Origin of the sequence: Pseudomonas fluorescens, from assembly GCF_001708445.1 — a bacterium.
Lineage (GTDB): Bacteria > Pseudomonadota > Gammaproteobacteria > Pseudomonadales > Pseudomonadaceae > Aquipseudomonas > Aquipseudomonas gorinensis.
Genome location: NZ_CP015637.1, coordinates 6,227,770 through 6,253,327, shown reverse-complemented (window position 1 = coordinate 6,253,327; position 25,558 = coordinate 6,227,770). Strand labels below are relative to the sequence as shown.

General features: G+C 59.8%; 22 protein-coding genes. 17 read left to right on the top strand and 5 right to left on the bottom strand.

Features of this window, described 5'->3' with window-relative positions:
• Positions 1-600 precede the first annotated feature (600 nt).
• From A7317_RS27995 to A7317_RS27960, 8 genes are all read left to right on the top strand, one after another.
• The gene (locus A7317_RS27995) at positions 601-1,971 is read left to right on the top strand and encodes an OprD family porin (RefSeq protein ID WP_069077239.1); all 1,371 of its coding nucleotides are present in this window, start codon (positions 601-603) and stop codon (positions 1,969-1,971) included.
• A 290-nt stretch (positions 1,972-2,261) separates the two neighbouring features.
• Positions 2,262-2,900, top strand: a complete 639-nt coding sequence (locus tag A7317_RS27990) for a peroxiredoxin (RefSeq protein WP_024077983.1) — start codon at positions 2,262-2,264, stop codon at positions 2,898-2,900.
• Positions 2,901-3,212: 312 nt separating this feature from the next.
• Positions 3,213-3,806: an NADPH-dependent FMN reductase gene (gene ssuE / locus A7317_RS27985; RefSeq protein WP_024077982.1), complete on the top strand. Its 594-nt coding sequence runs from the start codon at positions 3,213-3,215 to the stop codon at positions 3,804-3,806.
• Positions 3,807-3,904: 98 nt separating this feature from the next.
• The gene (locus tag A7317_RS27980; RefSeq protein ID WP_024077981.1) at positions 3,905-4,873 is read left to right on the top strand and encodes a sulfonate ABC transporter substrate-binding protein; all 969 of its coding nucleotides are present in this window, start codon (positions 3,905-3,907) and stop codon (positions 4,871-4,873) included.
• 25 nt (positions 4,874-4,898) lie between these two features.
• Positions 4,899-6,047 carry an FMNH2-dependent alkanesulfonate monooxygenase gene (ssuD, locus tag A7317_RS27975; protein WP_024077980.1) on the top strand — a complete coding sequence of 383 codons (1,149 nt, stop codon included), beginning with the start codon at positions 4,899-4,901 and terminating at the stop codon, positions 6,045-6,047.
• A 9-nt stretch (positions 6,048-6,056) separates the two neighbouring features.
• Positions 6,057-6,845 carry an aliphatic sulfonate ABC transporter permease SsuC gene (gene ssuC / locus A7317_RS27970; protein ID WP_024077979.1) on the top strand — a complete coding sequence of 263 codons (789 nt, stop codon included), beginning with the start codon at positions 6,057-6,059 and terminating at the stop codon, positions 6,843-6,845.
• Positions 6,842-7,648 carry an aliphatic sulfonates ABC transporter ATP-binding protein gene (ssuB, locus tag A7317_RS27965; RefSeq protein ID WP_024077978.1) on the top strand — a complete coding sequence of 269 codons (807 nt, stop codon included), beginning with the start codon at positions 6,842-6,844 and terminating at the stop codon, positions 7,646-7,648. The genes ssuC and ssuB overlap by 4 nt, the downstream gene beginning before the upstream one ends.
• A gap of 28 nt (positions 7,649-7,676) precedes the next feature.
• Complete coding sequence (locus A7317_RS27960) at positions 7,677-7,892, top strand: TOBE domain-containing protein (protein ID WP_003176783.1); 216 nt, start codon at positions 7,677-7,679, stop codon at positions 7,890-7,892.
• Between the two features lie 109 nt (positions 7,893-8,001).
• Here A7317_RS27960 and A7317_RS27955 read toward each other — a convergent pair whose 3' ends face one another.
• Together A7317_RS27955 and A7317_RS27950 are read right to left on the bottom strand one after the other, a co-directional pair.
• Positions 8,002-8,643: a TetR/AcrR family transcriptional regulator gene (locus A7317_RS27955; protein WP_069077238.1), complete on the bottom strand. Its 642-nt coding sequence runs from the start codon at positions 8,641-8,643 to the stop codon at positions 8,002-8,004.
• 232 nt (positions 8,644-8,875) lie between these two features.
• Complete coding sequence (locus tag A7317_RS27950) at positions 8,876-10,252, bottom strand: glutamine synthetase family protein (RefSeq protein ID WP_003213894.1); 1,377 nt, start codon at positions 10,250-10,252, stop codon at positions 8,876-8,878.
• Positions 10,253-10,861: 609 nt separating this feature from the next.
• Here A7317_RS27950 and A7317_RS27945 point away from each other — a divergent pair.
• The 7 genes from A7317_RS27945 to A7317_RS27915 all read left to right on the top strand — a co-directional run bounded on the left by A7317_RS27945 (position 10,862) and on the right by A7317_RS27915 (position 19,286).
• A complete protein-coding gene (locus tag A7317_RS27945; protein ID WP_017845082.1) occupies positions 10,862-12,220 on the top strand; it encodes a glutamine synthetase family protein in 1,359 nt (452 codons plus the stop codon).
• Between the two features lie 58 nt (positions 12,221-12,278).
• Positions 12,279-13,643, top strand: a complete 1,365-nt coding sequence (locus A7317_RS27940) for an aspartate aminotransferase family protein (protein ID WP_024077976.1) — start codon at positions 12,279-12,281, stop codon at positions 13,641-13,643.
• Positions 13,644-13,850: 207 nt separating this feature from the next.
• Positions 13,851-14,945 (top strand): polyamine ABC transporter substrate-binding protein, encoded by a 1,095-nt coding sequence (locus tag A7317_RS27935; protein WP_041161317.1) that lies wholly within the window; start codon positions 13,851-13,853, stop codon positions 14,943-14,945.
• A 239-nt stretch (positions 14,946-15,184) separates the two neighbouring features.
• Positions 15,185-16,279 (top strand): polyamine ABC transporter substrate-binding protein, encoded by a 1,095-nt coding sequence (locus A7317_RS27930; RefSeq protein WP_024077974.1) that lies wholly within the window; start codon positions 15,185-15,187, stop codon positions 16,277-16,279.
• A 66-nt stretch (positions 16,280-16,345) separates the two neighbouring features.
• Entirely contained in the window at positions 16,346-17,488 is a 1,143-nt protein-coding gene (locus A7317_RS27925) for an ABC transporter ATP-binding protein (RefSeq protein ID WP_024077973.1), read from the top strand.
• Positions 17,485-18,405: an ABC transporter permease subunit gene (locus A7317_RS27920; RefSeq protein WP_024077972.1), complete on the top strand. Its 921-nt coding sequence runs from the start codon at positions 17,485-17,487 to the stop codon at positions 18,403-18,405. The genes A7317_RS27925 and A7317_RS27920 overlap by 4 nt, the downstream gene beginning before the upstream one ends.
• The gene (locus A7317_RS27915; RefSeq protein ID WP_024077971.1) at positions 18,402-19,286 is read left to right on the top strand and encodes an ABC transporter permease subunit; all 885 of its coding nucleotides are present in this window, start codon (positions 18,402-18,404) and stop codon (positions 19,284-19,286) included. The genes A7317_RS27920 and A7317_RS27915 overlap by 4 nt, the downstream gene beginning before the upstream one ends.
• 82 nt (positions 19,287-19,368) lie before the next feature.
• Here the strand turns inward: A7317_RS27915 and A7317_RS27910 are convergent, their stop codons facing one another.
• Positions 19,369-20,010 carry an HD domain-containing protein gene (locus tag A7317_RS27910; protein ID WP_024077970.1) on the bottom strand — a complete coding sequence of 214 codons (642 nt, stop codon included), beginning with the start codon at positions 20,008-20,010 and terminating at the stop codon, positions 19,369-19,371.
• Positions 20,011-20,302: 292 nt separating this feature from the next.
• On the opposite strand from A7317_RS27910, the gene A7317_RS27905 reads away from it, so the two are divergent.
• Positions 20,303-21,268, top strand: coding sequence for a GlxA family transcriptional regulator (locus tag A7317_RS27905; RefSeq protein ID WP_069077237.1), 966 nt, complete (start codon positions 20,303-20,305; stop codon positions 21,266-21,268).
• 255 nt (positions 21,269-21,523) lie between these two features.
• Here A7317_RS27905 and A7317_RS27900 read toward each other — a convergent pair whose 3' ends face one another.
• Both A7317_RS27900 and A7317_RS27895 read right to left on the bottom strand, forming a co-directional pair.
• Positions 21,524-23,878 carry a penicillin acylase family protein gene (locus A7317_RS27900; RefSeq protein ID WP_069077236.1) on the bottom strand — a complete coding sequence of 785 codons (2,355 nt, stop codon included), beginning with the start codon at positions 23,876-23,878 and terminating at the stop codon, positions 21,524-21,526.
• Positions 23,879-23,908: 30 nt separating this feature from the next.
• Complete coding sequence (locus A7317_RS27895; RefSeq protein WP_069077235.1) at positions 23,909-24,484, bottom strand: DUF6436 domain-containing protein; 576 nt, start codon at positions 24,482-24,484, stop codon at positions 23,909-23,911.
• Between the two features lie 111 nt (positions 24,485-24,595).
• Here A7317_RS27895 and A7317_RS27890 point away from each other — a divergent pair, with 111 nt between their 5' ends.
• On the top strand, positions 24,596-25,537 hold the full coding sequence (locus A7317_RS27890) for an alpha/beta hydrolase (protein WP_024077966.1): 942 nt from the start codon (positions 24,596-24,598) through the stop codon (positions 25,535-25,537).
• Positions 25,538-25,558: the final 21 nt, after the last annotated feature.

Sequence of the window (25,558 nt, the reverse complement as noted above, 5' to 3'; positions counted from 1 at the left end):
GGGGTAATGGTTTTTGTCGAGCCGGTCTTGGGGTGCGTCAATTTGGCTGCCGTGAACCCCTACTAAAGTTTCAGAATTCTTGATTTGAGCCGATACGATCAAGGCGGCAGTGGGTAGATTGCACTAGGCTGCCGTGGTCAGAACGCTCCATACGACGGCTTTAATCCCGGAAAAAATATTAGCGATACAAAAACTGTAACAAATTGACGGGAGGATGCGCGTTTGGCCATGATGGCGTCGCTTTTTTGATCGTGGGTGACGTATGCAACCTCGCGGCCACACTAAGCGATCTAAAAAAAGGCTAACAAATACCCTTTAGGAATTAGCTCGTGGAGTAGTTGGTCTACGCTGACTCGCTCACCCCATGCTAGGGCTTATTCCCAAATCGTATGAAAAAGAATGAAACAATTCTTTTTGGGTGTATGAAAAACTCATTACCCTGCAGGGACCAAATCAACTGTGATTAGACGAAGGTAGTAGACACACAAGGTTACGATTGACTTGTCAGTCACTATCCGGTGCTAATCGCGCATCTGTGGATCGAGGGCGTCAGACCCGAGACCAAAGAAATACAAAAATTAGAAATGAGAGGAGCGGTACATGAAGAAGTCCACCTTGGCACTGTCTGTAGCTTTGGGCGTAATCGCTCAGCAAGCAGGCGCTGCCGGTTTCATCGAAGACAGCCACGCCACACTGAGTGCGCGTAACTTCTACATCAACACTGATAACCGTGATGGCCAGCCATCGGCGACCTCGAACACCCGCAGCAAGAACGCTGAATGGGGCCAAGGCTTCGACCTGCGTTTCATCTCGGGTTACACCCAGGGCACTGTCCAGTTCGGCGTTGATGCGATCGGCCTGTACGGCGTGCGTCTGGATTCGAGCCGTGCAGAACACGGTAACTACACCGGTACTGCTTCCGGCGGCACCGTGTTCCCAAGCGACGGCAACACCGCTGTCAATGATTTCGCCAGCCTGGGCGTGACCGGCAAGGTCAAGATCTCCCAAACCGAACTGAAGCTGGGCACCCTGCAGCCTAAGCTGCCAGTTATCGTGACCAACGATGGTCGTCTGCTGCCGCAAACCTTCCAAGGTGGCCAGATCACTACCAACGACATCAAGGATTTGACCTTGGTTGCTGGTCAGGTCGAAAAGGCCAAGGGTCGTAACTCCAGCAACAACGAAAACCTGTCGATTGGCGGTGCCAACGGCAGCTCCAACTACAACGCAGGCAAGTTCACCAACAAGTTCTACTACGCCGGTGGTGACTACAAACTCACCAAAGACCTGACCGCCCAGTACTACTACGGCAACCTGGAAGACTTCTACAAGCAGCACTTCCTGGGTCTGACCCACAACTGGGCAATCGGCCCGGGCGTTTTGAAATCTGACCTGCGTTATTTCAACAGCTCTGACGATGGTAAAAACGGCAATACCCCTGCTTACTACAGCAGCGGTAACTACAACGGCTTCAGCGGCGGCAAGGGTAAGGTTGACAACAACCTGTACAGCGGCCTGTTCCTGTACACCGTTGCCGGTCACACCTTCGGTGGCGGTTACCAGGTCAGCAACGGTAGCAGCGACTTCCCTTGGTTGAACCAAGGCGACGGTTCGTCGGCTTACCTGACCACTGACATGCAGATCCAGAAGTTTGCCCGTGCCGGCGAACGCACCTGGCAAGCTCGCTACGCTTATGACTTCGCTAAAGTCGGCGTACCTGGCCTGACTGCTGGTGTTGTTTACCTCAAGGGTAGCGACATCGACACTGTTGGCACCAACGCTGCTCGTACTGAAATCACCGGTCAATCCGAGTGGGAACGTGACATCACCGTTGCCTACGTGATTCCAGAAGGCCCGCTGAAAAACCTCGGCGTTGCCTGGAAAAACGCTATGTGGCGTACCGACCTGGCGAACACCCGTTCCCAGGACGAAAACCGCCTGATCGTCAGCTATTCGCTGCCACTGTTCTAGTAGCGTAACGCTGTTGTAAGACTGTAAACCTTGCCCGGCGCAACGCCGGGCAAGGTGTCTTGCTTTTCAAGTCGGGCTCAACCCCCGCAAGCCCTTCCTGAACCCCTCTTCGTACAGCGTCTCAAGGCCTTCTCAAACCTTGAAATGGATGTTGCTCCTTGCCCGTTCCGGCGTCCAATGAACAGATTTTTAATATTCCATTATCATCTAGATAAATCGATATTTATTCTTTTTAAATTATCCACAATGCATGCACAGTGGGCTCCATAGCACTCACCAGGAGCCACACCATGAGCCTAAGACTGGGCGACATCGCCCCCGACTTCGAACAGGATTCCAGCGCCGGCAAGATTCGTTTCCACGAATGGCTGGGCGACAGCTGGGGGGTGTTGTTTTCCCACCCGGCAGACTTCACCCCGGTGTGCACCACCGAGTTGGGCTTTACCGCCAAGCTCAAGGACGAATTCGCCAAGCGCGGCGTCAAGGCCATCGCCCTGTCGGTAGACCCGGTGGACTCGCACCACAAGTGGATCGAAGACATCAACGAAACCCAGCACACGATCGTCAACTTCCCGATCCTGGCCGATGCCGACCGCAAGGTCTCGGACCTCTACGACTTGATCCACCCGAACGCCAGTGACACCCTCACCGTACGTTCCTTGTTCGTGATCGACCCGAACAAGAAGATCCGCCTGACCATCACCTACCCGGCCAGCACCGGTCGCAATTTCCACGAAATCCTGCGGGTGATCGACTCGTTGCAACTGACCGACAACTACAAAGTCGCGACGCCCGCCAACTGGCAGGACGGCGATGAAGTGGTGATCGTGCCGTCGCTCAAGGACGAGGAAGAGATCAAGAAGCGCTTTCCGAAGGGGTATCGAGCGGTGAAGCCATACCTGCGTCTCACCCCGCAACCCAACCGCTGACACAGGACCCATGTGGGAGGGGGCTTGCTCCCGATAGCGTCAGGACTGAATGTGTCGACTGACACGCTGCTATCGGGAGCAAGCCCCCTCCCACAGGTTGAGCGCATTTCAAGTCACACATAGCAGGGGTTTTCAGGCCGTTTCGACGGCCTTTTTTTTCGCCTGTGAATTTATCTATGCTTTATGCATTTAAAGAATAAACAAATGAAAAAATAAGATTTATAGATATATAAATCTGCTGATATGGTCTGTTCCATCTTGGCGCCATCGCCACACAGCGAACCGCCGACACTTGCTTAAGGAATTTCCTAGATGCTGGTCGTAACACTTGGAGGCAGTCCCAGCCAGCGTTCGCGCTCCGGGGTGTTGCTGGATAAAACCCGTCAGTGGTTGCAACACAAAGGCGTGGAAGTCGTGAGTTACCAGATACGGGACTTCCCGGCCGAAGACTTGCTGCACGCCCGCTTCGACAGCCCCAAGGTCATCGACCTGCTGCAACAGGTGGCCAATGCAGACGGCCTGGTGATCGCCACGCCGGTGTACAAGGCCTCGTTCTCCGGCGCGCTGAAGACCGTGCTCGACCTGCTGCCGGAACGCGCCCTGGCCCACAAGATCGTGCTGCCCATGGCGACCGGCGGCAGCATCGCCCACATGTTGGCGGTGGACTACGCGCTCAAGCCGGTGTTGTCGGCATTGAAAGCCCAGGAGCTGCTCCACGGGATTTTCGCCGAAGACAGCCAGATCGCCTATGGCGAAGGCAGTGCCCAGGCGCAGTTGGTGCCGGTGCTCGAACACCGTTTGCACGAGGCCCTGGAGACGCTTTATGGCGCCATGGCCCGTCGCCCGAAACCGCTGGACCCGCATGTGTTGAATGAACGTTTGTTGAGTGCTCGCTGGAGCATTTAAGTAAGCCTCACCGCTATATAGAAGTACTCACCTTACTCAGCCGCCAACGGCCAAGCAGGTGCAGCCAACCCCTTCATCGCATTTTTGGAGAGAGCGCCATGCGCACTGTCATCTTGCGTCGTGGTCTGGTCGCGCTGTTTGCCGCGGCTGTGTCCTTCGGCGCCATCGTTCAAGCCCACGCCGCCGAAACCCTGCGGATCGGTTATCAGAAGTACGGCACCCTGGTGCTGCTCAAGGCCAAGGGCACCCTGGAAAAACGCCTGGCCGCCCAAGGCGTGCAGGTGCAATGGACTGAGTTCCCTGGCGGCCCGCAGTTGCTCGAAGGCTTGAACGTGGGCTCTATCGACTTCGGTGTCACCGGCGAGACCCCGCCGGTGTTTGCCCAGGCGGCCGGTGCCGACTTGCTCTACGTTGCCTACGAGCCGCCCGCGCCGACCAGCGAAGCGATCCTGGTACCGAAAGATTCGCCGATCAAATCCGTGGCCGAACTCAAGGGCAAGAAAGTTGTGCTCAATAAAGGCTCGAACGTGCACTACCTGCTGGTACGTGCCCTGGAAGACGCCGGCCTGAAATACACCGATGTACAAACCGTATTCCTGCCGCCCGCCGATGCCCGTGCCGCGTTCGAGCGTGGCAGTGTCGACGCCTGGGTTATCTGGGACCCGTACCAGGCCGCCGCCGAGAAACAACTGCAAGCGCGCACCCTGCGTGACGGCACCGGCATTGCCGACAACCACCAGTTCTACCTGGCCACCAAACCCTATGCCGAAAAACACCCCGAAGTGATCAAGGCGCTGGTGGAAGAAGTGCGCGCGGTGGGCGAATGGTCCAAGGCCAACCCCCAGGAAGTCACCGAACAAGTCGCTCCGCTGCTTGGCTTACCGGCCGACATCACCCTGACTTCGGTGAAGCGCCAAGGCTACGGCGCGCTGTTCCTGACCCCGGAAGTGGTGGCGGCCCAGCAGAAAATCGCTGACAGCTTCTACCAACTCAAATTGATCCCCAAACCCTTGAGCATCAAGGACGTGATCTGGACGCCACCTGCCGCCGTGGCCAAAGCGCCGTAATTCGACTTCTTCAGGAGACAACTCCATGAGCCTCAATATTTTCTGGTTCCTGCCTACTCACGGCGACGGCCATTACCTTGGCACCGCCGAAGGCGCTCGCGCCGTCGACCACGGTTATTTGCAACAAGTGGCCCAGGCCGCTGACCGTCTCGGTTTCGGCGGGGTATTGATCCCCACCGGCCGGTCCTGCGAAGACTCGTGGCTGGTGGCCGCCTCGCTGATTCCGGTGACCCAGCGTTTGAAATTCCTTGTGGCGCTGCGCCCCGGGATCATTTCCCCGACGGTGGCGGCGCGTCAGGCCGCGACCCTCGACCGCCTGTCCGGTGGCCGGGCGTTGTTCAACCTGGTGACCGGTGGCGACCCGGAAGAATTGGCTGGCGACGGTTTGTTCCTCAGTCACGAAGAGCGCTACCAGGCCTCGGTGGAATTCACCCGCATCTGGCGGCGCGTGCTGGAAGGCGAGACCGTGGATTACGACGGCCAGCACATCAGCGTCAAAGGCGCCAAGCTGCTTTACCCACCGATCCAGCAACCGCGTCCGCCGCTGTACTTCGGCGGTTCCTCGGAAGCGGCCCAGGACCTGGCCGCTGAGCAAGTGGACATGGTGCTGACCTGGGGCGAGCCACCGGCTGCCGTTGCCGAAAAAATCGAACAGGTGCGGGCCAAGGCGGCGAAGCTGGGGCGCACCGTGCGTTTCGGCATTCGTCTGCATGTGATTGTGCGCGAAACCAACGCTGAAGCCTGGAAAGCCGCCGACAAACTGATCTCCCACCTGGACGACGACACTATCGCCCGTGCCCAGGCTTCCCTGGCGCGCTTCGATTCCGTCGGCCAGCAACGCATGGCGGCCTTGCATGGCGGCAGCCGCGACAACCTGGAAGTCAGTCCCAACCTGTGGGCGGGCGTTGGCCTGGTACGCGGCGGGGCAGGCACTGCGCTGGTGGGCGATGGTCCGACCGTGGCCGCCCGGGTCAAGGAGTACGCAGCGTTGGGCATCGACACCTTTATCTTCTCCGGCTATCCACACTTGGAAGAGTCGTATCGCGTGGCCGAACTGCTGTTCCCACACCTGGATATCGAACGTCCCGAGCTGCCGAAAAGCGCCGGTTACGTCAGCCCGTTCGGCGAGATGGTGGCCAACGATATCCTTCCCAAAGCTGCATCACAGAGCTGAGGCAGCGCCATGAACCTTGAAAAATTGAGCCATCGCGTGGCGCCGTGGGTGTTGCCGGTATTGTTGTTGGCGGTGTGGCAGCTGTCAGTGTCGGCGGGCTGGTTGTCGACGCGCATCCTGCCGGCGCCCAGCGCGGTGATTGAGGCTGGGGTCAACCTGGTGCGCAGCGGCGAAATCTGGACGCACCTGGCGATCAGTGGCTGGCGGGCCGGCCTGGGCTTTGTGATCGGTGGCGGCATCGGCCTGGCGCTTGGGTTTATCACCGGCCTGTCGACGTGGGGCGAACGCCTGCTGGACAGCTCGGTGCAGATGATCCGTAACGTGCCGCACCTGGCGCTGATTCCATTGGTGATCCTGTGGTTCGGCATCGACGAGACCGCGAAGATTTTCCTGGTGGCCCTCGGCACGCTGTTCCCGATTTATCTCAACACTTACCACGGTATTCGCAACGTCGACCCGGCGTTGGTGGAAATGTCGCGCAGCTATGGCTTGTCCGGTTTCAGCCTGTTCTGGCAAGTGATCCTGCCGGGTGCGCTGCCTTCGATCCTGGTGGGCGTGCGGTTTGCCCTGGGCTTTATGTGGCTGACGCTGATCGTGGCGGAAACGATCTCTGCCAGCTCCGGGATTGGCTACCTGGCGATGAACGCTCGCGAATTCCTGCAAACCGACGTGGTGGTGTTGGCCATCGTGATGTACGCCATCCTCGGCAAGCTGGCCGACCTGGCCGCGCGCGGCCTGGAACGTGTATGGCTGCGCTGGCACCCGGCGTATCAAGTCAATAAAGGAGGTGCGGCATGACTGCTCAACAACCTCCACGCCTGTTGAAAGGCATCCCGCTGGCGGTGCGTAAGTTGCGCAAGGCCTTTGGCGCGCGGGAAGTGCTGAAGGGCATCGACCTGCATATCCCCGCGGGCCAGTTCGTCGCCGTGGTCGGGCGCAGCGGTTGCGGTAAAAGTACCTTGCTGCGCCTGTTGGCCGGCCTGGACAAAGCCAGCGGCGGCGAGCTGCTGGCCGGTTCAGCGCCGCTGAGCGAGGCGATTGAAGACACGCGGTTGATGTTCCAGGAAGCGCGCCTGCTGCCGTGGAAAAAGATCATCGACAACGTCGGGCTTGGCCTCAAAGGCAACTGGCGCCCTAAAGCCTTGGAAGCCTTGGAAGCGGTCGGCCTGGCCGAGCGTGCCAATGAGTGGCCGGCGGCCTTGTCCGGTGGGCAGAAGCAGCGGGTGGCGTTGGCTCGCGCCTTGATCCACCAGCCGCGCCTGCTGCTGCTCGACGAACCGCTGGGTGCCCTGGACGCCCTGACCCGTATCGAGATGCAGCAACTGATCGAAAACCTCTGGCAAAAACACGGCTTCACGGTGTTGCTGGTGACCCATGACGTCAGTGAAGCCGTGGCCATTGCCGACCGGGTGATCCTGATCGAAGACGGCGAAATCGGCCTGGACCTGCTCGTCGATCTGCCGCGTCCACGCGCCCGTGGCTCACACCGCCTGGCCGCGCTGGAAGCGCAAGTGCTCAACCGTGTGCTGTCGTTGCCCGGCACCCCGCCGGAGCCCGAACCTGTTTCACCGTTGCCTACGCAATTGCGTTGGGCTCAATAACTCACTTGTCCCACGAAGGAAGAACACCATGACTATTAAAGCCATCAACGTGCGTAACCAGTTCAAAGGCACCATCAAGGAAATCGTGGTAGGCGACGTGCTGTCGGAAATCGACGTGCAGACGGCATCCGGCATCGTCACTTCCGTGATCACCACCCGCTCGGTCAAAGAGCTGGAGCTGGTGATTGGCAGCGAAGTGATTGCCTTTGTTAAGTCCACCGAGGTGTCGATCGCCAAGTTGTGATTTGCGTCGCTCTTGAGGCCGTCATCGGGGGCAAGCCCCCTCCCACATTTTGAATGTGTTCACAGATCAACATGTGGGAGGGGGCTTGCCCCCGATGAGGCCATCCCAGTCAACGCAAGGCCTGGCGCATGGGCAGATACGCCGGCAAATAAAGCCCGACATAGGCGTCGAACACCCGCATCCCTTCCTCCGCCATGCGCGGCGTGATCAACCCATGCTGATGCACCGAGCGCGCATACACCCGGTCACTCAGTTCCAGCGCCAGGGCAAACACGTCCACATCCTTAGGCAGGCTCGGCACCTCGAAGTGACGATTGAACACCTCCAGCATCAAGTCGCCCAGTTCCAGATCATGCTGGCGATCCGCCTGGGTCACTTCGGTCAGCCCATGCTGCGCCAGGATCAGTTGGCGGGCGGCGGCGTCTTGGTCGTAGATGGTGAGCATGCGTTGCTCGACGATGCAGGACAGGTCACGCCAGTGCTTGAGCGAACCATGCTCGATGGGCGCCTGGATTGCTGCCCGGAAGGCGGCGTGGACGTCCGCCGTCAGTGCCTCGAGCAGCGCTGGCACACTGGCAAAAAAGTGATACACCGACGACGGTGGAATCTGCGCACGCTCGGCCACGCTGTAGATCGACAAACTGGCCACGCCTTCGGCGGCCAGCAAGGTACGGGCGGCATCAAGGATCGCGTCGATCCGGGCCTGGCTGCGGGCGCGGGGTTTGCGAGGGGCGGCGGGGCGGGGTGGCATGGAAGTCTCCTACAAGGCAGCGGGCATTGTATGAGCAGGAACCGGTGTTGTCTGCCAAGGCGCCATCGGGAGCAAACCCCCTCCCACAGTTGACTGAGTTCCAACCTTGAAATGCAGTCAAGTGTGGGAGGGGGGGCTTGCTCCCGATGAGGCCGACTCGGTCAACCGGAAGAAACCCATAAAAAAACGCCACAGACCAAAGGTCGGAGGCGTTTTTCAGTACAACCACTGCTTACACGGTATGCAGGTACCAGTTGTACTCAAGGTCGGAGATGGAGTGTTCGAACTCTTCCAGCTCACTTTCCTTACAGGCGACGAAGATATCGATGTATTTAGGATCGATGTACTTGGCCATCACCTCGCTGTCGTCCAACTCGCGCAAGGCATCGCGTAGGTTGTTCGGCAGGCTTTGCTCGTTCTGCTCGTAGCTGTTGCCTTCCACGGGAGCGCCCGGTTCGATCTTGTTGGTCAGGCCGTGGTGCACGCCTGCCAGGACCGAAGCCATCAGCAGGTAGGGGTTGGCATCGGCGCCGGCCACGCGGTGTTCGATACGCACTGCATCGGACGAGCCGGTCGGTACGCGAATCGCCACAGTACGGTTATCCAGGCCCCAGCACGGCGAGTTCGGCACGTAGAACTGTGCGCCGAAACGACGGTAGGAGTTGACGTTAGGGCACAGGAACGCCATTTGGGCGGGTAGGGTCTCGAGCACACCGCCGATCGCGTGACGCAATGCGGCGTTCTGCTCGGGATCCTCGCTGGCAAAGATGTTCTTGCCGTCCTTGTCCAGGATCGAAATGTGTACGTGCAAACCGTTGCCTGCCTGGCCTGGGTAAGGCTTGGCCATGAAGGTGGTGTCCATCTCATGGTCGTAGGCGATGTTCTTGATCAGGCGCTTGAGCAGTACCGCGTAGTCGCAAGCCTTGATCGGGTCGGCCACGTGGTGCAGGTTCACTTCGAACTGCGCCGGGGCACTTTCCTTGACGATGGCGTCGGCCGGGATGCCTTGTTCCTTTGCACCTTCCAGGATGTCCTGGAGGCAGTCGACGTATTCGTCGAGGTCGTCGATCAGGTAGACCTGTGTCGAGTGCGGGCGTTTGCCGGAGATCGGCGAGCGGGGCGGTTGCGGGCGGCCGTTCACGTTCTCCTGGTCGATCAGGTAGAACTCAAGCTCGAAGGCAGCACAGATGGTCAGGCCGAGGTCATCAAATTTGCTTACAACTTGGCGGAGCACTTCGCGCGGATCGGCGAAGAAAGGTTCACCTTCAAGTTCGTGCATGGTCATCAGCAGTTGCGCGGTAGGGCGCTTTTGCCAGGGTTCATTGCACAGGGTGTCAGGGATCGGATAACAGATTCGGTCAGCATCACCGATATCCAGGCCCAGGCCGGTGCTTTCCACCGTAGAGCCATTGATATCCAGGGCAAATAGAGAGGCAGGCAGGTTAATGCCCTTCTCGTAAACCTTGTGGAGGCTGGTGCGTTCGATGCGCTTACCGCGCACCACACCATTCATATCCGCAATTAGAAGGTCTACGTACAGAACCTCAGGATGATCCTTAAGGAACGCGTTCGCTTCGTTAAGCTGAACGGCACGCGGGGGTACCGACATGATGCAACACCTTTGTTGTTAAAAATATCAATCATTGATCTTTTCTGGTTTCAGTCAACCCGAACGGCATGCCGAAGTCAAGCGAGGCCTTTTTTGCCCTAAAAAAGCGCCTTGAGGGCTTTTTTGAGGCTTTTTGGGGCTGTTTTTTCGGTTTGACCGCCGTGGGACCAGCAGGCTTGAGCGGGCCGTGTTGTATTTTTTACGGGGGTGTTGTGTAAAAAAATGAACAAGGCTAAGCTCGATTCAAACCCATAACAGCAATAATACCGGGGTGTTTCATGTGTCTCCTGCCGCCACTTGGCGTCTTGGCCTGCTCCATACAGGCTTTGTCATCCGTTCATCCGTCCTGTGTGAACACCCGCGCCCCGGCCAATATTCTTGACGCTTCGGCGGACCTCTTCTATGCCTCTGCGCTTCCCTCGAATTTACCCCTGAACGGCTCCCGTGCAAGGTGCTGCTCATGATTCTGCACGACTTTGGCCTGAGGAATGCAACGCTGCAGCAAATGGCAGGTAAGCTCCTACTCTGAACGAAAAAAACGACGCGGATGCTGCGTCAACCAACGCCTGGCCTTTAATGGATGCCAGGAAACCCAGCCCAGAGGCATTTATGAGTAACAACCTCGACCAGCTCACCGATTGGTTGAAAGACCACAAGATCACAGAAGTCGAATGCATGATTGGCGACCTCACCGGCATCACCCGGGGCAAGATCTCGCCGACCAACAAGTTCATCGCCGAAAAAGGCATGCGCCTGCCCGAGAGTGTGCTGTTGCAGACCGTGACCGGCGACTACGTCGAAGACGACATCTATTACGAATTGCTCGACCCGGCCGACATCGACATGATCTGCCGCCCCGACCAGAACGCGGTATTCCTGGTGCCTTGGGCCATCGAGCCGACCGCCCAGGTGATCCACGACACCTACGACAAGCAAGGCAACCCGATCGAGCTGTCACCGCGCAACGTGCTCAAGAAAGTCCTCAAGCTCTACGCCGACAAAGGCTGGCAGCCCATCGTGGCGCCTGAGATGGAGTTCTACCTGACCAAGCGCTGCGAAGACCCGGATTTCCCGCTGCAGCCGCCGATTGGTCGTTCCGGTCGCCCGGAAACCGGCCGCCAGTCCTTCTCCATAGAAGCCGCCAACGAATTCGACCCGTTGTTCGAAGACGTCTACGACTGGTGCGAGCTGCAGGAGCTGGACCTCGACACCCTGATCCACGAAGACGGCACGGCGCAGATGGAAATCAACTTCCGTCACGGCGATGCCCTGTCCCTGGCCGACCAGATCCTGGTGTTCAAGCGCACCATGCGGGAAGCCGCGCTCAAGCACGACGTGGCCGCCACCTTCATGGCCAAGCCGATGACCGGCGAGCCTGGCAGCGCGATGCACCTGCACCAGAGCATCATCGACATCGCCACCGGCAAGAACGTCTTCTCCAACGAAGACGGGACCATGAGCCAGCTGTTCCTCAACCACATTGGCGGCTTGCAGAAATTCATCCCCGAATTGCTGCCGCTGTTTGCCCCCAACGTGAACTCGTTCCGCCGCTTCCTGCCCGACACCTCGGCGCCGGTCAACGTGGAATGGGGCGAAGAAAACCGCACCGTCGGCCTACGCGTACCGGATGCCGGCCCGCAAAACCGCCGTGTGGAAAACCGCCTGCCGGGGGCCGACGCCAACCCGTACCTGGCGATTGCCGCCAGCCTGCTGTGTGGCTACATCGGCATGGTCGAAGGCCATAACCCGAGCGCACCAGTGGTTGGTCGTGGCTACGAGCGGCGCAACCTGCGCCTGCCGTTGACCATCGAAGACGCCCTGGAGCGCATGGAAAACAGCAAGACCATCGAGAAATACCTGGGTCATAAATTCATCACAGGCTACGTCGCGGTCAAGCGGGCCGAGCATGAAAACTTCAAGCGCGTGATCAGTTCGTGGGAGCGGGAATTCCTGCTCTTCGCCGTCTGATGCGCCGGGCGTGCCGTGGGAACGGCGCGCCCTCACCTGAAAAGTCTAGGAGATTGGTATGTCCAGCAACAACCCGCAAACCCGTGAATGGCAAGCCTTGAGCAGTGAGCACCACCTGGCACCGTTCAGCGACTTCAAGCAATTGAAAGAGAAAGGCCCGCGGATCATCACCAAAGCCCACGGCGTTTACCTGTGGGACAGCGAAGGTAACAAGATCCTCGACGGCATGGCCGGCCTGTGGTGCGTGGCGATCGGCTACGGTCGCGATGAACTGGCCGACGCCGCCGCCAAGCAGATGAAAGAACTGCCGTACTACAACCTGTTCTTCCAGACCGCACACCCGCCGGTACTCGAATTGGCCAAGGCCATTTCCGACATCGCGCCTGCTGGCATGAACCACGTGTTCTTCACCGGTTCCGGCTCCGAAGGCAACGACACCATGTTGCGTATGGTCCGCCACTACTGGGCGATCAAGGGCCAACCGAACAAGAAAACCATCATCAGCCGCAAGAATGGCTACCACGGCTCCACCGTGGCTGGCGCCAGCCTGGGCGGCATGACTTATATGCATGAACAGGGCGATTTGCCGATCCCGGGCATCGTCCATATCGCCCAGCCCTATTGGTTCGGCGAAGGCGGTGACATGAGCCCCGAAGAGTTCGGGGTGTGGGCTGCCAACCAGCTGGAAGAGAAGATCCTGGAGCTGGGTGTGGACAACGTCGGGGCCTTTATTGCCGAGCCGATCCAGGGCGCCGGTGGCGTGATCGTACCGCCCGCGACCTACTGGCCGCGCATCAAGGAAATTCTCGCCAAGTACGACATCCTGTTTGTCGCCGATGAAGTGATCTGTGGTTTCGGCCGTACCGGTGAGTGGTTCGGTAGCGATTTCTACGACCTCAAGCCAGACATGATGACCATCGCCAAGGGCCTGACCTCGGGCTACATCCCGATGGGCGGCCTGATCGTGCGTGACGATGTGGTTGCCGTGCTGAATGAAGGCGGCGATTTCAACCACGGCTTCACCTATTCCGGTCACCCGGTGGCAGCGGCGGTTGCGTTGGAAAACATCCGCATCATGCGCGATGAAAAAATCGTTAACCGCGTTCACGACGAAACGGCACCGTATTTGCAGAAACGTCTGAGGGAGCTGGCTGACCACCCGTTGGTGGGTGAAGTACGCGGTGTCGGCATGCTCGGTGCAATTGAACTGGTCCAGGACAAAGCGACGCGCAAGCGTTACGAAGGCCGTGGCGTTGGCATGATCTGCCGCACCTTCTGCTTCGAGAATGGCCTGATCATGCGCGCCGTGGGCGACACCATGATCATTTCGCCGCCACTGGTGATCAGCAAGGCTGAAATTGATGAGCTGGTAACCAAGGCTCGGCATTGCCTGGACCTGACTTTGGCGGCATTGCAGGGCTAAGTGCTAGGCTCAGTGCGCGGTGGCTTTGCCGCTGCGTCTGGGCAGCTATAAATATGCATGTATAAATCGAGGGCTTTGGTTGAAAGCCGGCCCTCTAAGTTGCCAGACTGTCGCCCTGTTTTGTTGCCCTTTGTGGGCCGCGAAACACACACAAGCTTGTGGCCCAAAAAAGAAAAATTGGAGCATCACCAAATGAAGGCATTAGGTTTGAAGAACGCGGGCAAGACCCTCCTCGCCTTGTCCCTGATGGGCGCAATGGCAGGCGCGGCCCAGGCAGACGATAAAGTGCTGCACGTCTATAACTGGTCCGACTACATCGCTCCGGACACCATCGCCAACTTTGAAAAAGAGTCGGGCATTAAAGTGGTGTACGACGTTTTCGACAGTAACGAGACCCTGGAAGCCAAGTTGCTGGCAGGCAAGTCCGGCTACGACATCGTCGTACCGTCGAACAACTTCCTTGCCAAGCAGATCAAGGCTGGGGTCTACCAGGAGCTGGACAAGTCCAAATTGTCCAACTACGGCAACCTGAACAAAGCCCTGCTCAAAGCCGTGTCGGTCAGCGACCCGGACAACAAGCACGCATTCCCGTACATGTGGGGCTCGATCGGTATCGGCTACAACCCGGAGAAGGTCAAGGCTGCGCTGGGCGTGGACAAGATCGATTCGTGGGACACCCTGCTCAAGCCGGAAAACATCGCCAAGCTGAAAAGCTGCGGCGTGAGCTTCCTCGATTCGCCAACCGAAATGCTGCCAGTGGCGCTGCATTACCTGGGCCTGCCGACCGACACCCAGAAAAAAGAAGACTTGAAGAAAGCTGAAGATCTGTTCCTCAAGATCCGTCCTTCGATTGGCTACTTCCACTCGTCCAAATACATCTCCGACCTGGCCAACGGCAACATCTGCGTGGCCGTGGGCTACTCGGGTGACATCCAGCAGGCCAAGTCCCGCGCGGCTGAAGCCGGTGGCAAGGTCAAGGTCGCCTACGACATTCCGAAAGAAGGCGCCGGTAGCTTCTACGACATGGTCGCCATCCCTAAAGATGCCGAAAACGTCGACGCTGCCTACAAGTTCCTGAACTACCTGCTCAAGCCGGAAGTCATGGCGAGCATTACCAACAGCGTCCGTTTCCCGAACGGTAACGAAAAAGCCACCGCACTGGTCGATAAAGACATCACCAGCGACCCGGGCATCTACCCGCCGGCGGAGGTGCAGGCCAAGCTCTACGCCATTGCTGACTTGCCGGCGGCAACCCAGCGTGAAATGACACGCAGCTGGACCAAGATCAAGTCGGGCAAATAAGCGAGGAAACCTGTAGCAGCGAGCTTGCTCGCGAAAATCGTCAACGATAACGCAGCGCCTCTGGTCGCCCGCGTTGCCTGTGAGTTCTTCGCGAGCAAGCTCGCTCCTACAAAGAGCGGCAACCGTACAGTAATTAAATGACAGAAAGTTTTGCCGGATCGGTTTATCGAGGGTAAGTTGCGCGCCGGTTTTGTTGCCGGGCAACAACTTTGGGCCCAACTATTTAAGAGGACCTCCACTTGCCATTTTCTTTATTTCGCAAAGCCTTGCTGGTGGGTGCAGGTATCACGCTGGCTGTCAGCGTGCAGGCCGCATCGACCGTGCATGTTTATAACTGGTCGGACTACATCGGGCCCGACACCCTGGCCAACTTTGAAAAAGCCAGCGGCATCAAGCCGGTGTATGACGTGTTTGATTCCAATGAAACCCTGGAAGGCAAGTTGCTCGCCGGGCGCACGGGTTACGACGTGGTCGTGCCGTCCAACCACTTCCTCGGCAAGCAGATCAAGGCCGGAGCATTCCAGAAGCTCGACAAGTCGTTGCTGACGAACTACGCCAACCTTGATCCGGCGTTGCTCAAGCGCCTGGAAAAGAACGACCCGGGTAACCAGTACGCTGTACCGTACCTGTGGGGCACCAACGGCATTGGCTACAACGTCGATAAAGTGAAGGAAGTACTGGGTGTCGACCATATCGACTCGTGGGCCGTGCTGTTCGAACCGGAAAACATGAAGAAGCTGGCGTCCTGCGGCGTGTCCTTTATGGACTCGGCGGATGAAATGCTGCCGGCAGTACTCAACTACATGGGCCTCAACCCCAACAGTACCAACCCGGACGACTACAAGAAGGCCGAAGAAAAACTACTGAAAGTGCGTCCCTACGTGACCTACTTCCACTCCTCCAAATACATCTCCGACCTGGCCAACGGCAATATCTGCGTGGCTGCCGGGTTCTCCGGTGATGTGTTCCAGGCCAAGGCCCGGGCGGCCGAAGCGGGTAAAGGCGTGAACATCGCCTACGCGATTCCGAAAGAAGGCGGCAACCTGTGGTTTGACGTGCTGGCGATTCCCAAGGATGCCACCAACGTCAAGGAAGCCCACGCCTTTATCAACTATTTGCTGCAACCTGAGGTGATCGCTCAGGTCAGTGATCACGTCGGTTATGCCAACCCTAACCCAGGGGCGGACAAACTGATGGAGCAATCGATACGCACCGACGCAGCGGTTTACCCACCGCAGGCGGTTCTCGACCGGACATTCGTCAACTTCGAGCTACCCCCGAAGGTGCAGCGTTTAATGACCCGTAGCTGGACCAAGGTCAAGACGGGCAAGTAAGGCTCTAACTATCCAAGGTTCGCCCACCTCGGGCGAACCGCACTCTTTTTTTTGGGAGTTTCGTAAATGGCAGTTGCCTCCGGCGCCTATAAGAAAGCCCTCGAGGGCGACCAGACACCGAAAAAGGTGCTGGTCAAAATCGACCGGGTCACGAAGAAGTTCGACGAGACGATTGCCGTGGACGATGTGTCCCTGGAAATCAAGAAAGGCGAGATATTCGCCTTGCTCGGCGGTTCGGGTTCGGGCAAATCCACCTTGCTGCGCATGCTCGCAGGCTTTGAGCGCCCCACCGAAGGTCGCATCTACCTCGACGGCGTGGACATCACTGATATGCCGCCCTACGAGCGGCCGATCAACATGATGTTCCAGTCCTACGCCTTGTTCCCGCACATGACCGTGGCGCAGAACATCGCGTTCGGCCTGCAGCAGGACAAGATCCCCAAGGCCGAAGTGGATGCGCGCGTGGCCGAGATGCTCAAGCTGGTACAGATGAGCCAGTTCGCCAAGCGCAAGCCGCACCAGTTGTCCGGCGGCCAGCGTCAGCGCGTGGCCCTGGCCCGTTCCCTGGCCAAGCGCCCGAAACTGCTGCTGCTCGATGAGCCGATGGGCGCACTCGACAAGAAACTGCGTTCGCAGATGCAACTGGAACTGGTGGAAATCATCGAGCGTGTCGGCGTGACCTGCGTCATGGTGACCCACGACCAGGAAGAGGCCATGACCATGGCCGAGCGCATCGCAATCATGCACCTGGGCTGGATCGCCCAGATCGGCAGCCCGGTCGACATCTACGAGACCCCCACCAGCCGCCTGGTGTGCGAATTCATCGGCAACGTCAACATCTTCGACACCCAGGTGGTGGACGACGCCGAAGGCCACGCGGTACTCAAGTGCCCGGACCTGGACCGCGACATCTACGTGGGCTACGGCATCGCCACAGCGGTCGAAGACAAGTCGGTGACCTACGCCATCCGCCCGGAAAAACTGCTGGTGACCACCGAAATGCCGACCTGCGAGCACAACTGGTCCAGCGGCAAGGTGCACGATATCGCCTACCTGGGTGGCCACTCGGTGTTCTACGTCGAGCTGCCGAGCGGCAAGCTGGTGCAGTCCTTCGTTGCCAACGCAGAGCGCCGTGGCCAGCGTCCGACCTGGGGTGACCAGGTGTACGTATGGTGGGAAGACGACAGCGGCGTGGTACTTCGCTCATGAATATGAAAAAGTTCAAGCGCCAGCTGCAACGAATAACCCCCGGTGGCCGGCATGTGGTCATCGGGATCCCTTTCCTCTGGCTGTTCCTGTTCTTCATGCTGCCGTTCTTCATCGTCCTGAAGATCAGCTTTGCCGAAGCCGACGTGGCGATCCCGCCATACACCGAGATCTACACCTTCGTAGAGCAGAAGTTGCAGTTGGTGCTGAACCTGGCCAACTACGCGATGCTCGGCGATGACGAGTTGTACATCGCCGCGTACCTGGGCTCGCTGAAGATGGCGTTTTTCAGCACCATCCTCTGCCTGGTGATCGGCTACCCGATGGCCTATGCGATTGCCAGTGCGCGCAAGGAGATGCAGACCGTACTGGTGCTGCTGATCATGATGCCGACCTGGACCGCGATCCTGATCCGCGTGTATGCGTGGATGGGCATTCTCAGCAACAACGGCTTGCTCAATGGCTTCCTGATGTCCATGGGCCTGATCAACGAACCGTTGCAGATCCTCAACACCAACATCGCGGTGTATATCGGCGTGGTCTATTCATACTTGCCGTTCATGATCCTGCCGCTGTACGCCAACCTGGTGAAGCATGACCAGAGCCTGTTGGAAGCCGCGTCAGACCTCGGGTCGAGCACGTTCAACAGCTTCTGGAAGATCACCGTGCCGCTGTCCAAGAACGGCATCATCGCCGGCTGCATGCTGGTCTTCATTCCGGTAGTGGGCGAGTTCGTGATCCCGGAACTGCTTGGCGGCCCGGAAACCCTGATGATCGGTAAAGTGTTGTGGCAAGAATTCTTCAACAACCGTGACTGGCCGGTGGCCTCTGCCCTGGCGGTGGTGATGCTGGCGATCCTGATCGTGCCGATCATCCTGTTTAACCGCAGCCAAGCCAAAGAGATGGAGGGCAAGATATGAAGCGCGTCAGTTTCTCAAGCTTCATGCTGGTGGCGGGGTTGTTGTTCATCTACCTGCCGATGCTGATTCTGGTGATCTACTCGTTCAACGAATCCAAGCTGGTGACAGTGTGGGGCGGTTGGTCGATCAAGTGGTACGTGGGCCTGCTGGACAACACCCAGTTGATGGGCTCGGTGGCGCGCTCCCTGGAAATCGCCTGCTACACGGCGGTGGCGGCGGTGGCGCTGGGCACCTTGGCCGCGTTCGTCTTGACGCGCATCAGTCAGTTCAAAGGCCGTACGCTGTTCGGCGGCCTGGTGACTGCACCGTTGGTGATGCCGGAAGTGATCACCGGTCTGTCGCTGTTGCTGCTGTTCGTGGCGATGGCGCAGATGATCGGCTGGCCCCAGGAGCGTGGCATTGTCACCATCTGGATCGCCCACACCACGTTCTGCGCGGCCTATGTGGCGGTGGTAGTGTCGGCGCGCCTGCGTGAACTGGACCTGTCGATCGAAGAAGCGGCGATGGACCTGGGTGCGCGGCCGTGGAAGGTGTTCTTCCTGATCACCATCCCGATGATCGCGCCGTCGTTGGCGGCCGGTGGGATGATGTCGTTCGCGCTGTCCCTGGATGACTTGGTACTGGCCAGCTTCGTGTCGGGCCCGGGTTCGACCACCTTGCCGATGGAAGTGTTCTCGGCAGTGCGCCTGGGGGTTAAACCCGAGATCAACGCCGTGGCCAGCCTGATTCTGCTGGCGGTATCGCTGGTGACCTTCCTGGTGTGGTTCTTCAGCCGGCGTGCCGAAGAAATGCGCAAGAAGGCGATCCAGCAGGCGATCGAAGAAGCGGCGGCGGATGGCTGGCAGCAGCCGGATGTGCGTCGGGCGCCAGCGCCGGTCTAAAAGCCTGCGCGGTCAAAATGTGGGAGGGGGCAAGTCGAAACGTCGCACCGCCCCTCCCACAGTTGATTGCATTTCAACTCCGCTACGCCAACCACGGCGACTGGCGAATCACCTCGACAAAATTCATCGGCTTGAACCCCGGCTCCTGGTCCACCAGCACATCGGTCTTCACGTTGCCAAACGTGGTCTGCGGACGATGGCGCAAGCCGTCGGCGAAGGCGCAGATGATGCACTCCTTGAACCCTTCACCACGTGGATGCGCATGCACCACGGCTTCGCGCTGCACGCTGGGAAAGGCGGCGTAGTCCATGCCCAGCACGTCCATTTCCACGCCGGCCGTCACCAGCGCCACGGTCGGGCGCAGATGCTGTGGCACACCCGGTGTGGTGTGCAGGGCGATGGACAGCCACACCTGTTCGATATCGTCGTCGCTCAGTCCGTAGGGCTTGAGAAAATCCGCCGCTGCGTTGGCACCGTCTACTTCGAAACGCTCGTTGTCACTGCGATGGCCTTCCACCAGGCCCAGGTCATGGAACATCGCACCGACGTACAGCAACTCGGGGTTGTAGGCCAGTTGCCTGCGCTCACCGCTCAAGGCGCCGAACAGGAATACCCGGCGGGAGTGGTGGTAGAGCAGGTCGGATTCAATGTCGCGGATGTACTCGGTGGTGGCCTTGGCCAGGGCGCTGTCCGGGATCTTGATGCCGGCGATGGTGGTGCTCATGGTGGTTCTCCTCTGGAAAGCCTCCAGTCTGGCCGCGCGCCCGTGAAGCGGCCATGGTGACGAGGGGGCGATCCCGGCCAATCTGCCGTCACATCGTGCCAAGGGGAAATCGACTAGGGTGTAGCGGGCGATATCACTCTTGAAGCCTGCGAAAATCAAAATGTGAGAGGGGGCTTGCCCCCGATAGCTGAGCACCAGGCACTGCATCTGCTGACTGATACAACGCCATCGGGAGCAAGCTCCCTCCCACAGGGTTTGCATTTTATTCCGTTAGAAAAAGGTGTCTGTGAGCATGCACAAGACCGTCGCCATCCTGATCTTCCCCGGCGTCCAGTCACTGGATGTGACCGGCCCCCTGGATGTGTTCTGCGAAGCCAACCGCTTTCTGCCGCCCCAGGATCACTACCAGATGGAGGTCATCGGGCTGGGCCACGGCACGCTGGCTGCCTCCAACGGTTTGTCATTGCAGGCCCACCGGCACTACAGCGAAGCCCTGCAAGCCTATGACCTGCTGCTGGTCCCCGGTGGCCCGCAATTGCCCTTCGAGGAATTTGGCGCCCCGTTCGATGATTGGCTGCGTGGTGCAACCGCCCGGGCGCGGCGCTTCGGTTCAATCTGCAACGGCGCCTTCACGCTGGCGCGCGCCGGGCTACTGGATGGAAAAACCGTCACGACGCATTGGAATGATGCGGCAGGCCTGGCGCGTTTGTGCCCCCGCGCCCAGGTCGAAGCTGACCGCCTCTACGTGCAAGACGGCAACCTCTACACCTCGGCTGGCGTCACGGCGGGTATCGACCTCTCGCTGTACCTGTTGGCCCAGGACCATGGCCCGGAGGTGGCGCTGAGCGTGGCCAAGCGCCTGGTGGTGTTCACCCAGCGCTCGGGTGGGCAGTCACAGTTCAGCCCGTTCCTCACGCCCCATGCCGAAACCACCTCGGCGGTAGCGCTGGTGCAGGTGTACGTCTTGGCGAACCTGACCGGTGACTTGACCATCGCCGACCTGGCCAAGGCCGCGAATATGAGTGCGCGTAATTTCTCTCGGGTGTTCACCCGTGAAGCGCGGATAACGCCTGCGGAGTTTGTCGAGCGGGCGCGGGTGGATGCGGCGCGGATGATGCTCGAAAGCAGTCCCGCGCCGCTCAAGACCGTGGCCTATCAGTGCGGTTTTCGCGATGCCCAGCACATGCGCAACGTGTTCAATCGCCGCCTGGGCGTGACGCCGCAACAGTTCCGGCGCAACTTTGCGGCGCCGCTCTAAACGGAACACACCGTGGGAAGGGCTGTATTAAACGACGGCATTTTTTGTGGCGTACATCGCCTTCTGTAGGAGCGAGCTTGCTCGCGAAGAACTCACAGGCGCCGCGTTGATTCAGGAAACACGCGTTATCGTTGACGTTTTTCGCGAGCAAGCTCGCTCCTACAAAGGGCAAGCCCGCTTGCCACAGGGGGCCAGTTTGCTGGGCGACGGCGCTTTTAGCGGGACCTCCCACAGGTTTGATCGCGTTTCAGGCCGTTATCGAGCGGGCAATAGCTTCAGCGTACCGCGTGTATTGGCCGTGACTTCCTCATCACTGAAATGCGCCTGCTCGTAACCCCCTTCGATATAGGTTTCCGCTTGATCGCTGTAGTGCTTGTCGAACGGCACGCCGCTTTGCCCGACCGGGTTGATGGTCAGGGCGTGGGCCGGGTCAGCGAAGTCGATCAGGCGGCGGGTCGATGGGCCGTAGGTCACTGGCCATGGCGCCGGGCCGATGGCGGCCGACTGGTTGTTCGGCACTTCGTGGGTGCCGGGCGCCGGGAAGGGGCCGACGTTGACGATCAAGTCCAATGGCTTTTGCGAGCCCAGTGGATGGCTGTGGGTCAGGGTATGGGCCTTGCCCCACTGCCACTGAGTCGGGTCATCGCCGAAGGTGGTCTTGAGGTGCGCCAGGCTGTTGTCCCAGGCCAGTTTGACGAGCTCGGCGCGCTTGCCGTCCCACCAGGGTGAATCCGCCGATGCGGCCAGGCGTGGCAAGGCGGCGTCGATCACGCGGGTGCCGAGCAGGGTCTTGAACATGCCGTCGCCCAGTTTCGGGTGGAAGGTGGCATCGGCCAGGTTGAACAGGAACTGGTTGAACAGCGTGGCGCTGGTGGAGTCCAGCGGGTAGTCGCCTTTCCAGCTGGCAAGCTGTTCCACCAGTTTCAATTGCGCCGGGTCCTTGACCACCTCGCGCAGCACCGGCAGCAGCGGCGCCAGCAGGCGCGGGCCGTAGGCGGTGGTGGTGCCCAGTTGCAAGGCCTGGCTGTTGTTCACATCCCACTTCACGCTCTTGTCGCTCAACTGCGCGTTCAACTGTTGGCCCCGGTCGGCCAGGTTGTAATAACCGGGGATCTCCATGCCCGTGGGCGATACCGGCTGGGCGTTGGCCGACACCACATAGCCACGCGCGGGGTTTTCTTCCTGGGGGTTGGCGCTGAAGGGGTAGAAACCCAGCTTGTCGGCCTGGGCGCTGCTACCGTCGAGGATAAACCCGGCGTTGACACCGGCCGGGCGGATCGGCAACTGTGCCGCCGCCCACCAGCCGATATCGCCCTTGGCATTGGCCCACACGATATTCAGCCCCGGCGCGGAAACCTTGGATGCAGCCGCGCGCGCCTTGGCCAGGGTGTCGGCGCGGTTGAGCTGGTAGAAACCTTCGAGGATCGGGTTCTCGGTGTCGAGGAACGCCCACCACATGGCAATCGGCGTCTTGCCGGCATTGTCGCCAAGCACGTCATTGATGATCGGGCCATGGGGCGACTGGCGCAGGGTGACCGTGACCGGTGCCTGGCCTTTCACCGCGATCTGTTGCTCGCTGCTGGTCATGTCGACCCACTGGTCGTGGTACCAGACCTGGTTGGAATTGTCCGGGTTGACCTTCTCGGCGATCAGGTCGAGGTCATCATTCTGGAACATGGTCAGGCTCCAGCCGAAGTCCAGGTTGTGCCCCAGGAACGCCACCGGTACCAGCGCGTTGTGATAGCCGTACAGTTCGAAGCCCGGCGCCGACAACTGCGCCTCATACCACACCGACGGCACCGAGAAGCGGATATGCGGGTCACCGGCCAGCAACGGCTTGCCGCTTTTGGTGCGGTTGCCACTGATGGCCCAGGCGTTGCTGCCTTCGAACTGCGGCAAGCCGTTGTCGGCCAAGGCTTGTTCGCTCAGGGAGGCGATGGCGCCAAGGGTTTGCCAATCGCCGGCGGCCAGGTTGAGTGCGCCCTTGGGTTGCCAGTCGAGGTCGAACACTTTCAGGTAATCGCTGCCCAACTGGTCACGTACATAGGTCAGCAAGGGCTCTGTACGAAACGCGGCGGCAAAGCTGTAGGCCAGGTAGCCGGCGACGCTGATGGTGTCTTCGGCGGTGAACCGGCGCTTGGGAATGCCCAGCACATCGAACTCCATCGGGCTGGCGTGGCTGTCCTGATACGCGTTGATCCCGTCCAAATAGGCTTGCAGGGCCTTCCACGACGCAGACTCGCGGTCCATATGCTCCACATAGCTCAGGGCGCGCTCACGAATGCGCAGGCTGCGAAACAGCTTGTCGGTCTCCAGCAGCTTGGGCCCCAGCACCTCGGCCAGCTCGCCACGGGCCAGGCGCCGCATGATTTCCATCTGGAACAGCCGGTCCTGGGCCTGCACATAGCCCAGGGCGCGGTACAGGTCGGTCTCGTTCTCGGCGCGGATATGCGGCACGCCACGGTCGTCGTAGCGCACGGTGACCGAGCCTTGCAGGTGCGCCAGCTCAACCGTGCCCTGGCGGGTGGGCAGTTTGCTGTAGACGTACCCGACGGCGCCGAGAGCGATCAGCACCACCAGAACCGCGAGAGCCTGCAAGACGCGCTTCATGAACATTCCTTAGCAAGAGAGGGGAGTGGGCTACGAACCTGTTGGCCACGAACAATAGCAGCCCACCGCCAGGGTGTGAGTGGCATTCACTGCGCGTCCGTCTTCAAGAGCCTTGAGGATCGGCTCGATAAAGCTGTTGCTGGAATTGCACGTCAGCCCTTCGCTATAAGGCCCGAAATACGCAAGCTTGCCCGTGCGATCCCAGATCCCCACGGCGGGGACGGCGGGTATCTGGTCGGCACCGGGCAGGGCGGTGAGGATTTTCATCTGGCGCAGGTTATCGGGCAATTGGCCGTGGCTGCCGGTTTTTTGCAGGGCGTAGAATTCGACGCCCTGGGGCGCGTAGTGCTCGATCAGCTCGGCCAGGTGTTGCTGGTTGCCGACGTTGCACGGGCAGGCCGGGTCCCAGAAGTGCACCAGGCGGATGTGGCCGGGGCCGGCAAGGTCGGCGGGCAGGTGCAGGGCGTCGCCGGAAAAGACCGCCGTATGTTCGCTGAAGGCGCGCAGGTAGCGGCCTTGGAACCAATCATAGGCGGCCCATAGCACGCCGACGCAGAGGATCAGGAGCAGGCTGGCGAATAAGGCACTGCGGTAGGGCTGTCGCATTCAGATCTATCCTCGAAGGTCGCGTAGCTTGCCATGCTTGCCCTGACAGATGAATATCGCAGCTCGATATTCATCTGCGCAGTGCGTGAAGCCTCAAGTCTGGAACCTCCTATGCCCGTCACCTTTGACCCCGATCATCTGCGCGAAAGCTTGCGACCCCTGGTGGATGCGCAGCCGCTCAGCGCCGAGGCGCGGGTCTACCAGCGTTTCTACGGCCTGGACCTGGCCGCACGCAAAGTGCCGGCAGTGAGCCGGCTGGGACGTTTCGAGGTCGATGGGTTCCAGGTGGTGGCCCAGGTATGGTGGCCGCCCGCACCGGTGGCGACGATGTTCATGTTCCACGGCTTCTACGACCACATGGGGCTGTATCGCCACGTGGTGGACTGGGCGCTGGACCAGGGCTTTGTGGTGATCGCCTGCGATTTGCCAGGCCATGGCTTGTCCAGCGGCGCGCGTGCCAGCATCGATGATTTTGCGGTGTATCAGGACGTGGTGCAGGCACTGTTCGCTCAAGCCCAAGCGCTGCAATTGCCGCAGCCCTGGCACTTGTTCGGGCAAAGCACCGGCGGCGCGGTGGTGGTCGACCACCTGCTCAGCCGCGGGGCCGACAGCCCGGCCCAAGGCAAGACCTTCCTGCTGTCTCCGCTGGTACGGCCGCGTGCGTGGGGGTGGTCGCAGGTCAGCTATTACCTGTTGCGCCCGTTCGTCAAAGGCATCGCCCGGCGTTTCAGCGAGAACACCAACGACCCGCAGTTCAAGCCGTTCCTGGAGGCCGACCCGCTTCAGCCGCGCCAGCTGCCAACCGCCTGGGTGGGGGCGCTGGCGCGCTGGATCAAACGCATCGAAGCCGCACCGCGCAGCCCACGGCGGCCGGTGATTGTGCAGGGAGAGGAAGACATGACCGTGGATTGGCAGCACAACTTGCAGGTACTGCGGGGCAAGTTCGACCAGCCCGAGGTGTTGATGCTGCCGCGTGGCCGGCATCACCTGGCCAATGAGATTCCGGAGATTCGTGAAGAGTACTTCCGGTATTTGACAGACCATTTGAAATAACGCAATCCAAATGTGGGAGGG

What these genes read in the sequence shown, in the direction of transcription:
- A7317_RS27995 (WP_069077239.1), top strand. Translation starts at nt 601, where the DNA reads ATGAAGAAGTCCACCTTGGCACTGTCTGTAGCTTTGGGCGTAATCGCT.
- A7317_RS27990 (WP_024077983.1), top strand. Translation starts at nt 2,262, where the DNA reads ATGAGCCTAAGACTGGGCGACATCGCCCCCGACTTCGAACAGGATTCC.
- ssuE (WP_024077982.1), top strand. Translation starts at nt 3,213, where the DNA reads ATGCTGGTCGTAACACTTGGAGGCAGTCCCAGCCAGCGTTCGCGCTCC.
- A7317_RS27980 (WP_024077981.1), top strand. Translation starts at nt 3,905, where the DNA reads ATGCGCACTGTCATCTTGCGTCGTGGTCTGGTCGCGCTGTTTGCCGCG.
- ssuD (WP_024077980.1), top strand. Translation starts at nt 4,899, where the DNA reads ATGAGCCTCAATATTTTCTGGTTCCTGCCTACTCACGGCGACGGCCAT.
- ssuC (WP_024077979.1), top strand. Translation starts at nt 6,057, where the DNA reads ATGAACCTTGAAAAATTGAGCCATCGCGTGGCGCCGTGGGTGTTGCCG.
- ssuB (WP_024077978.1), top strand. Translation starts at nt 6,842, where the DNA reads ATGACTGCTCAACAACCTCCACGCCTGTTGAAAGGCATCCCGCTGGCG.
- A7317_RS27960 (WP_003176783.1), top strand. Translation starts at nt 7,677, where the DNA reads ATGACTATTAAAGCCATCAACGTGCGTAACCAGTTCAAAGGCACCATC.
- A7317_RS27955 (WP_069077238.1), bottom strand. Translation starts at nt 8,643, where the DNA reads ATGCCACCCCGCCCCGCCGCCCCTCGCAAACCCCGCGCCCGCAGCCAG.
- A7317_RS27950 (WP_003213894.1), bottom strand. Translation starts at nt 10,252, where the DNA reads ATGTCGGTACCCCCGCGTGCCGTTCAGCTTAACGAAGCGAACGCGTTC.
- A7317_RS27945 (WP_017845082.1), top strand. Translation starts at nt 10,862, where the DNA reads ATGAGTAACAACCTCGACCAGCTCACCGATTGGTTGAAAGACCACAAG.
- A7317_RS27940 (WP_024077976.1), top strand. Translation starts at nt 12,279, where the DNA reads ATGTCCAGCAACAACCCGCAAACCCGTGAATGGCAAGCCTTGAGCAGT.
- A7317_RS27925 (WP_024077973.1), top strand. Translation starts at nt 16,346, where the DNA reads ATGGCAGTTGCCTCCGGCGCCTATAAGAAAGCCCTCGAGGGCGACCAG.
- A7317_RS27920 (WP_024077972.1), top strand. Translation starts at nt 17,485, where the DNA reads ATGAATATGAAAAAGTTCAAGCGCCAGCTGCAACGAATAACCCCCGGT.
- A7317_RS27915 (WP_024077971.1), top strand. Translation starts at nt 18,402, where the DNA reads ATGAAGCGCGTCAGTTTCTCAAGCTTCATGCTGGTGGCGGGGTTGTTG.
- A7317_RS27910 (WP_024077970.1), bottom strand. Translation starts at nt 20,010, where the DNA reads ATGAGCACCACCATCGCCGGCATCAAGATCCCGGACAGCGCCCTGGCC.
- A7317_RS27905 (WP_069077237.1), top strand. Translation starts at nt 20,303, where the DNA reads ATGCACAAGACCGTCGCCATCCTGATCTTCCCCGGCGTCCAGTCACTG.
- A7317_RS27900 (WP_069077236.1), bottom strand. Translation starts at nt 23,878, where the DNA reads ATGAAGCGCGTCTTGCAGGCTCTCGCGGTTCTGGTGGTGCTGATCGCT.
- A7317_RS27895 (WP_069077235.1), bottom strand. Translation starts at nt 24,484, where the DNA reads ATGCGACAGCCCTACCGCAGTGCCTTATTCGCCAGCCTGCTCCTGATC.
- A7317_RS27890 (WP_024077966.1), top strand. Translation starts at nt 24,596, where the DNA reads ATGCCCGTCACCTTTGACCCCGATCATCTGCGCGAAAGCTTGCGACCC.